Origin of the sequence: Aphanothece microscopica RSMan92, from assembly GCF_046613545.2 — a bacterium.
In the GTDB taxonomy this organism is placed as follows: Bacteria; Cyanobacteriota; Cyanobacteriia; order PCC-6307; family Cyanobiaceae; genus NIES-981.
In genome coordinates, this window is record NZ_JBKKKY020000039.1 from 20,518 (window position 1) to 27,024 (window position 6,507).

At 68.2% G+C, this 6,507-nt stretch carries 6 protein-coding genes; 2 read left to right on the plus strand and 4 right to left on the minus strand.

Going from position 1 to position 6,507, the window contains the following annotated elements:
• Window positions 1-71 precede the first annotated feature (71 nt).
• The 3 genes from ACLD7X_RS11140 to ctpZ are packed head-to-tail and all read right to left on the minus strand — an operon-like array spanning window position 72 to window position 3,381.
• Entirely contained in the window at window positions 72-827 is a 756-nt protein-coding gene (locus tag ACLD7X_RS11140; RefSeq protein ID WP_411423703.1) for a septum site-determining protein MinC, read from the minus strand.
• Window positions 827-2,068, minus strand: a complete 1,242-nt coding sequence (locus ACLD7X_RS11145) for an HD domain-containing protein (protein WP_411423704.1) — start codon at window positions 2,066-2,068, stop codon at window positions 827-829. Before ACLD7X_RS11145 ends, ACLD7X_RS11140 begins: the two co-directional genes overlap by 1 nt.
• Complete coding sequence (gene ctpZ, locus ACLD7X_RS11150) at window positions 2,065-3,381, minus strand: carboxyl-terminal processing protease CtpZ (RefSeq protein ID WP_411423705.1); 1,317 nt, start codon at window positions 3,379-3,381, stop codon at window positions 2,065-2,067. The genes ACLD7X_RS11145 and ctpZ overlap by 4 nt, the downstream gene beginning before the upstream one ends.
• A gap of 50 nt (window positions 3,382-3,431) precedes the next feature.
• On the opposite strand from ctpZ, the gene petB reads away from it, so the two are divergent.
• Both petB and petD read left to right on the plus strand, forming a co-directional pair.
• Window positions 3,432-4,103, plus strand: coding sequence for a cytochrome b6 (gene petB, locus ACLD7X_RS11155; protein WP_411423706.1), 672 nt, complete (start codon window positions 3,432-3,434; stop codon window positions 4,101-4,103).
• 85 nt (window positions 4,104-4,188) lie between these two features.
• Window positions 4,189-4,671 carry a cytochrome b6-f complex subunit IV gene (gene petD, locus ACLD7X_RS11160; RefSeq protein WP_411423707.1) on the plus strand — a complete coding sequence of 161 codons (483 nt, stop codon included), beginning with the start codon at window positions 4,189-4,191 and terminating at the stop codon, window positions 4,669-4,671.
• Window positions 4,672-4,780: 109 nt separating this feature from the next.
• Here the strand turns inward: petD and ACLD7X_RS11165 are convergent, their stop codons facing one another.
• Complete coding sequence (locus tag ACLD7X_RS11165; RefSeq protein ID WP_411423708.1) at window positions 4,781-6,253, minus strand: glycoside hydrolase 100 family protein; 1,473 nt, start codon at window positions 6,251-6,253, stop codon at window positions 4,781-4,783.
• Between the last annotated feature and the right edge of the window lie 254 nt (window positions 6,254-6,507).

The following is a 6,507-nucleotide window of genomic DNA, read 5'->3' on the forward strand; positions in this document are numbered from 1 at the left end:
TCCGCCTCCCGGGCGCGAGCCGTCGCTCTCCCGGGTGCGTGCCGTGGCTGAGCGGTCTCCCCCCTGCCGCCTCACCCCCCGAGGGGCCAGGTCGGTGGGGCCGGCTCCAGACAGATCACCCCATCCACCAGGCTGGCCTGCTCGGCCAGTCCGGCAGGCGGGCTGCCCTCCGGTCCCCGGGCCACGGCGGTGGCGATCCGCAGCTGAAGCGGGCGCAGCTGCAGGGCGACGATCCGCGCGGAGCGGTCGCCTTGGCTCCCCGCATGGGCCGTGCCCCGCAACCGACCCCACACCAGCACATGGCCGGTGGCGGTGATCCGGGCGCCGGGGTTGACGTCGCCCAGCAGGAGCACCGATCCCTCGCTCTGGAGGTGATCGCCCGAGCGCAGGGTGCCGCGGTGCAGGGTCAGGGATGGGGGGAAGGGATCGTCCCCGGTGGCCGGAAGTGTGGCGGGGAGAGTGGCAGGGCGAGTGGCAGGCGGTGGCGGCGGATCCCCGCTGCCGCCGCGATGGGTGTCCAGGCCCAGGACCGCGCCCGCCACCAGGGTGCGCGGGTCGCTGCTTCGGATCGCCTCCAGAGACAGGCCGGCGGCTGTCAGCCGTGAGGCGATCGCCCGCAGCTCCCGCACCGGCAGCCACCAGTCCGAGGCCTGGAGCTCGAGGCCCCCGCGGGCCAGCGTGGGATGCAGCAGCGCGGCCGCGTCCAGCGACCGTTCCACCAGGTCGAGGGCCCGTTGCTCGGGGCTGGCCCCCGGCAGCGCCAGCACGTGCCGTTCCCCGAGCCGGTTGGCGGGCATGAGGACGGCGCCGAGCGGCGAAAGGGTCATCAGACCTCGATGCGATGCCGCAACTTAGGGGCCACCTCGGCGGGATGGATCAGCCAGGCCAGCTCCACCGGTTGGCTCAGGCTGCGCACCAGGGCTGACCTCTGCTCCAGGGCCTGGAGGTGCCGGCCGTCCCAGAGGCGAAGCCCGCCCGCATAGGCGTGGTAGCCCCGGCTCTGACGCTGCTGCAGAGCACAGCAGCCATCGGCGGCGAAGCCCTCGGCTTCGGCCAGCTGCCGCGCCAGGGCGAGCAGCTCCAGCCGACGGGCGGGAGCGTGGAGACTCACGTCGGTGGCCTTCAGCAGGCGCCGCTGCAGCAGCCTTCGGCAGGGCTCGGCCAGTTCGGCTGGAGCCTCCTCCATCCAGCGCTCGAGGTGGTAGCCGGTGCGGATGTCGTCGTTGGCGAGGTAGGTCTCCAGATCCAGATCCTGTTGATCCCAGAGCCACTGGGCCATCACGCCGTCGGCCCAGACCAGCTGCGGCCCCAGACGGCGCGCCACCTGGATCACCCGGCAGAGCAGCCAGTTGCAGACCACGTTCAGCCGGTGGTTGTAGACACTGCGGTACATCAGGTTGCGGACCACCAGGTAGTGCTCCACGGCCATCAGTCCCTTGGGATGCAGGGCCAGGGTTCCGTCCGGCGCCAGGGTGAGCGCCGCCAGGATGCGTTGGAGGTCCAGTCGGCCGTAACTGGTCCCGGTGCTGTAACTGTCCCGCAGCAGGTAGTCGAGCCGGTCGCAGTCGAGCTGGCTGCTCACCAGGGCCTTGATCGCCGGGCTGGGGTGGCGGCCATGCTCCAGCAGGTCGGCCACGGCCTCGGCGGTGCCGGGGGCCAGGGCCTCCATCGGTCCGCGCAGGGCGGGGTGGTCCCGAACCAGGCGCCCGGACCAGGCTTCGTGCTGCAGGCCGTACATCTCCTCGCCGGAGTGGCTGAGCGGCCCGTGCCCCACATCGTGCAGGAGCGCCGCGGCATAGAGCACGGCGCGATGCTCGGCCAGCTGGGGATGGTGCCGTTCCAGATTCCGCAGGGCGAGGCGGGCCAGCTCGAGCACCCCCAGCGAGTGGGTGAACCGGCTGAACTCGGCTCCGTGGAAGGTGAGGAAGGCAGGGCCGAGCTGACGAATGCGCCGCAGGCGCTGGAAGGGAGCCGTGTCGATCAGCGCGATCGCCAGCGCTTCGGCCGGGTCTCTGTCGTCCAGCCGGATCGCGCCATGGAGGGGATCGTGATACGAGCGCTCGGTCATGCCTGCACGTCCGGCTGCACCAACCGTCCCAGCAGCAGATGGGCGGCCTCATCCAGCCAGCTGTCGCCGTCGCCACCGGGGTTGAGGGGTTCCGGCGCCGGGAGGAGGTGGTCCGGCGCGATGCCCTGGTTCTGAATGTCGCGCCCGCTGGGGGTGAGGTAACGGGCCACGGTCACGGCCAGACCGCTGTTGTCCCCCAGCGAGATCAGGGTCTGGATCAGTCCCTTGCCGAAGGTGCGGGCGCCGGCCAGCTCGCATCGCCCGTTGTCCTGCAGGGCCCCGGCCAGGATTTCGCTCGCACTGGCGGTGCCGCCGTTCACCAGGGTGAGCATCGGACCGCTGTAGAGCAGGCCTGGACCGGCCTGCAGCGGCGAGCTCAGGCCCCCGCGGTCCTCGGTCTCGACGATCGGTCGGCTGTCGAGCAGCTGGTCCGCCACGGCCAGCCCCGCACTGACCAGGCCGCCGGAGTTGTTGCGCAGATCGAGGATCAGCCCCTCGATGTCCTGCGCGACCAGATCCTGCAGCGCCTGCTTCACCTGCTCCGGAACGGGCTCCGCGAACTGGGTCACCCGCAGGTAGCCGATGGTGTGCCCGTCCAGCCGCAGGCGTCGGCTGCGTACCGGCCTGAGGTCCACCTGGCGCCGTTCCAGCACGAGCTCTCGGGGCCCATCGCCGCCGTTCACGGTGACCAGCACCTGGCTGCCGGAGGGGCCCCTCAGGGCCGCCGCCGTGCCCTCCAGGCCGAGGCCCATGGCGTCCTTGCCGTCCACCTGCAGCAGCTCGGTGCCGCTGGCCACCTGGGCCTCGGCGGCTGGGGAGTCGTCCAGGGGGGCGATCACCACGATTCTCTGGTCGCTGGTCCTCTGGTCGCTGCTCGTCTGGTCGCTGTCCTGCAGGCCGATCTGCAGCCCCACGCCGCTCACGCTGCCCTGGGTGCTGGAGCGCAGGTTGGCGTAGTCGGCCGGACGCAGCAGGCGGGTGTAGGGGTCCCCCAGCGGAGCAAGCATCGCCTCGATGGCGTCATAGGCATCGTCGGAGCTGGAGATCGGACGCTCCAGGGCTTTCTGGCGCAGGCGCCGCCAGTGCACCGCCTCGAACCGCTGCGGATCCACGTAGCTCTGGTTGACCAGGCGCCAGGCTTCCACCACCAGTTGCTGCGCATCGCTGAGGGCCAGGGCCGCAGGGGCCCCCAGCAGCAGGGCGACACAGAGCAGCAGGGCCAGCAGCTGGGATCCACGGCCGTTCCAGGCCCGGCGGGCTGCCGGGGGGGCCGGTGGCCTGGACGGCAGGAACGACGGGCGTTCAGTGCTCACGGAGGCTTCGAGGCGTTGCGTAGACTCTCGCAACCAAACCACCCAGCTGCATGGCGAACACTCCTGCTGGAAAGTCGTCCCCGGTCTACGACTGGTTCCAGGAGCGCCTCGAGATCCAGGCCATTGCCGACGACATCTCGGCCAAGTACGTGCCCCCCCACGTCAATATTTTTTATTGCCTTGGCGGGATCACGCTGGTCTGCTTTCTGATCCAGTTCGCGACCGGCTTCGCGATGACGTTCTATTACAAGCCGACCGTCACCGAGGCCTATGCCTCCGTCCAGTACCTGATGACCGACGTCAGCTTCGGCTGGCTGATCCGCTCCGTGCACCGCTGGAGCGCCTCGATGATGGTGCTGATGCTGATCCTGCACGTCTTCCGCGTGTACCTCACCGGCGGCTTCAAGCGCCCCCGGGAGCTCACCTGGGTCACCGGTGTGACCATGGCTGTGATCACCGTCTCCTTTGGCGTCACCGGCTATTCCCTCCCCTGGGATCAGGTGGGTTACTGGGCCGTCAAGATCGTCTCCGGCGTTCCCGCGGCCGTTCCCGTGGTCGGCGACTTCATGGTGGAACTGCTCCGCGGCGGTGAGTCCGTCGGCCAGTCGACCCTGACCCGCTTCTACAGCCTGCACACCTTTGTGATGCCCTGGCTGCTGGCGGTGTTCATGCTCATGCACTTCCTGATGATCCGCAAGCAGGGCATCTCCGGTCCCTTGTGACCCTTCGACACCTTCGTTCATCAGTCCCGATCCGAGGCCTTTAGCCTCTTCTCCATTCAGCGATCCCTGCGCCCGGCCAGACGCCATGCACATCCTCAAGAAGCCTGACCTCACCGATCCCGCCCTCCGCGCCAAGCTGGCCAAGGGGATGGGCCACAACTATTACGGCGAGCCCGCCTGGCCCAACGACCTCCTCTACATGTTCCCGGTGGTGATCCTGGGGACCATCGGCTGCATCGTGGGCCTCGCGGTGCTGGATCCGGCGATGCTGGCCGACAAGGCCGATCCCTTCGCCACACCGCTGGAGATCCTGCCCGAGTGGTACCTCTATCCGGTCTTCCAGATCCTGCGCGTCGTTCCCAACAAGCTTCTGGGGATCGCCCTGCAGACCATGATCCCGCTTGGCCTGATGCTGGTTCCCTTCATCGAGAGCTTTAACAAGTTCCAGAACCCGTTCCGCCGTCCCGTGGCGATGGCGGTCTTCCTGTTCGGCACCGTCTTCACCATCTACCTCGGCATCGGTGCAGCTCTCCCGATCGACAAGTCCCTGACCCTCGGTCTCTTCTGATCGGCTCCTGCCTCCCGGCGCGCTGATCCCCGTTCACCAAGCTTCCACCGCGGCCGATGGCCGCGGTTTTTTTTGTGCCAGCCCCAGCTGAGGCCATCAACCCTGCAGCTCAGCGGCGGAACAGTCCCGGGGCCCGCTCGGGATCCAGATCCAGCAGGGTCACATCCTGCGGCTTCACCCGGAGCAGGTGATGCAGCAGCAGAAAGCCCACGATGGTCCAGGTCTGGTAGGTGCGGGCCTGTTGGCCCACCCAGGTGCCGGTGGGGCCGTCGAAGTATTCCGCCCATTGCTGCCTTGGCAGCTGGTTGAGCTGGCTCCAGTAGCACTCCTCGAGCATCGCCTTCATCTGGCCCATCAACAGCAGGTCAGCCTCCGGGTGCTGCTGTTCGTGCAGCAGGATCGCCCCCCCGAGGAACCAGAGCAGGCTCGGCCAGTGCCCCCCGTTGTGGTAGCTCCAGGGCCAGTTCTTGGGATCGGAGCCGGTCTTGTTGCGCCATTCGATGTCCTCCATCGGCGGATGGCAGATCCGCATCGGCATCTGGGCCATCAGATCGGCCCGGTTGTGCAGCACCAGGCGGAACAGTGCCCGTTGCTGGGGTGCGGTCAGCAGGCCGAACAGGCAGGCCAGGGAGTTGCCCAGGCTGTAAAAGCGGAAATCGGGACGCCCGGTCCGCATGTTGCCGATCAGGTAGCCGCCGCGGTTCTCCAGCCAGTCCTGCAGCCAGGGGGGAATGACCTGGGGCTGCACGTTGAACTCGTTTTCATGCTGCTGATCGCCGTACTGCTCGGTCGGCCGGCGCCGCAGCACCTGCATGGTCTTGCTCGTCACCCAGTAGTGCTTGAGGAGGAACGAGCGCAGGTCATGCAGCCACTGGCGGGTGAGGCCGAGGCGCTGATCCAGCAGCCGGCTCATCGAACTCGCCTGGGCCAGCTCCATGAGGTTGCAGCAGCTGCGCAGGCAGCCGTACAGCAGCACCTCCACCTCCAGCGGGGCTCCCCAGACGTCCATGGGGCGATCAATCATGAAGGCACAGTCCGGCACGAACAGCACGGGTGTGCCCTCGAAGGTCGGGTGGAGCACCAGGTCGAGCAGCAACTGCACCCCCCGCTGCACCCGTTGGCTGGTGGCGAACTCCACGTCCTGACTCCGCTTGACGTAGAGCCAGCAGATCACCGGCCACCACAGGCTGGCGTCCACCGAGGTGATCCGGCCGATCGAGCGTTGGCCGTAGTCGGCCAGCAGCTGTCCGTTCTCCTCCACGAAGCTGGTGGGGAAGACCCCACGGGTCTGGTACTTGGTGCTCTGCAGGTCCAGGCAGACGCTGAGGAAGTTCCGCACGATTTCGTGGCGTCCCTGTAACAGCAGGTAAAGCATCACGGGCACGTTGTCCCGCAGAAACACCTCGCCGTAGTTGGCTTCATGGCTCTTGCGGGGGTGTTCCAGAGCCGCCACCGACCCCACCAGGGTGCCGTTCACCCGCACCAGGGTGCGCTCGAAGTGCTCCCGGGCACTGGCCACCACCGCCTCCTCCCGGGAACTGGGCCGTACCCGGAGCTGCCCCTGGCTGAACTGCGGTGCCATCGATCCCCTGGCTTGGGCCCACCGGCCCGGCTCCCAGAAGCTAGGCAGCATCAGGGGTGTGGTCAGCTCTTGCCCCGTTGATCGGGTCCGCGCAGGGCTGCTGCCTGGAGTGTGGTAAGTTATTGGACTGCGCCCCCGAGCGAAAGCTGAGGGGTTAGCGGGGCTTACGGGATCAGGAGGCGCGAGCCGAACGGTGTTGTAAGTTTTCTGGGTCGCCGGGAGGCGACGGCCACCGAGAGCTCCGGGGAACCGGG

Bases quoted from the DNA above. Each gene is read 5' to 3' on its own strand.
- ACLD7X_RS11140 (WP_411423703.1), bottom strand. From the start codon at position 827: ATGACCCTTTCGCCGCTCGGCGCCGTCCTCATGCCCGCCAACCGGCTC.
- ACLD7X_RS11145 (WP_411423704.1), bottom strand. From the start codon at position 2,068: ATGACCGAGCGCTCGTATCACGATCCCCTCCATGGCGCGATCCGGCTG.
- petB (WP_411423706.1), top strand. From the start codon at position 3,432: ATGGCGAACACTCCTGCTGGAAAGTCGTCCCCGGTCTACGACTGGTTC.
- petD (WP_411423707.1), top strand. From the start codon at position 4,189: ATGCACATCCTCAAGAAGCCTGACCTCACCGATCCCGCCCTCCGCGCC.
- ACLD7X_RS11165 (WP_411423708.1), bottom strand. From the start codon at position 6,253: ATGGCACCGCAGTTCAGCCAGGGGCAGCTCCGGGTACGGCCCAGTTCC.